This is a genomic window from Rhodoferax sp. RT5P35 (genome assembly GCF_056521385.1).
On the sequence record NZ_JBWMAX010000292.1, the window covers coordinates 1 to 1,117 of the forward strand.

General features: G+C 63.7%; 1 protein-coding gene and 1 pseudogene. Both read left to right on the plus strand.

Features of this window, described 5'->3' with window-relative positions; genetic code table 11:
* Positions 1-719, plus strand: a 719-nt coding sequence (locus AC097L_RS25730; protein ID WP_479589534.1) for a LysR substrate-binding domain-containing protein, incomplete at its 5' end; no start/stop codon positions are given.
* 141 nt (positions 720-860) lie between these two features.
* A pseudogene (gene aspA, locus AC097L_RS25735) lies at positions 861-1,117 on the plus strand (aspartate ammonia-lyase); the annotation flags it as partial.

Consider the following 1,117-nt stretch of genomic DNA (forward strand, 5'->3'; position numbering starts at 1 on the left):
TGCAGGCGTTGCAAAGCACCCGCGCCATGCTGCGCGGCCACCACTCGGCCGGGCAGGACGTGATCGAATTTGCGGTGCCGCATACGCTGGCCTTCACCTTTTTCCCGGCCTGGGTGTCGCTGCTGCGCGAGAAGTTTGGCCCCATCAAAAGCCGCTTGATCGCCCTGAACGTGCACGACGCAGTGATGCGCCTGGTCGAGGGCAGCTGCGACCTGCTGATTGCCTACCACCACACCTCGCAGCCTTTTCAGCTGGCGGCCGACCGCTACGAGATGGTCAGCCTGGGGCAGGAGGTGATTGCGCCTTATGTCAAGGCCGATGCCGATGGCGCGCCGCTGTTCCAGTTGCCGGGCCGTCCGGGCCAGTTGCTGCCGTACCTGGGTTACGCACCGGGTGCCTACCTGGGCCAGACGGTGGACATGATCCTCAAGCAGTCGGCCACGCCCATCCACCTGGACCGGGTCTACGAGACCGACATGGCCGAAGGCCTCAAAGCCATGGCGTTGGAAGGCCACGGCATCGCCTTCCTGCCCTATAGCGCCGTCAAAAAAGAACTGCGCGCCCGCAAGCTGGTCAGCGCCGCCCCACCCGGCCTGACCGGACTGGAGATGACCATGGACGTGCGCGCCTACCGCGAAAAGCCCAGCGGCCCGGCGGCGGCCAAGGGCACGGCGCAGGCCTTGTGGACCTACCTGGCCTCGCAAAAGCCTGCGAAGTAGCCGGAACGCATCCATGCCATGGCGGCATGGCGGCCATGACAGATCTATGACAGCCATGCATAAGCCTGCATGCAAACGGCATTGGTGTTTGGATAAGCGCGCCCTTACAGTTCGCCACCTCTACCACTGCCCTGGCGCCGTATGTCTACCAACTTTCGCATCGAACATGATTTTTTGGGTGAAAAGCAGATTCCAACAGTCGCCTACTGGGGCGTGCATACCGCCCGCGCGGTAGACAACTTTCACATCTCGGGCACCCGCATTTCGGCCATGCCGGACCTGATCCGTGCGCTGGCCTATGTCAAGACCGCCGCCGCCCGCACCAATGTGGAGCTGGGCGTGCTGGATGCCAAGCTGGCCGATGCCATCGTGCTGGCCTGCAACGATCTGGTGGCGGG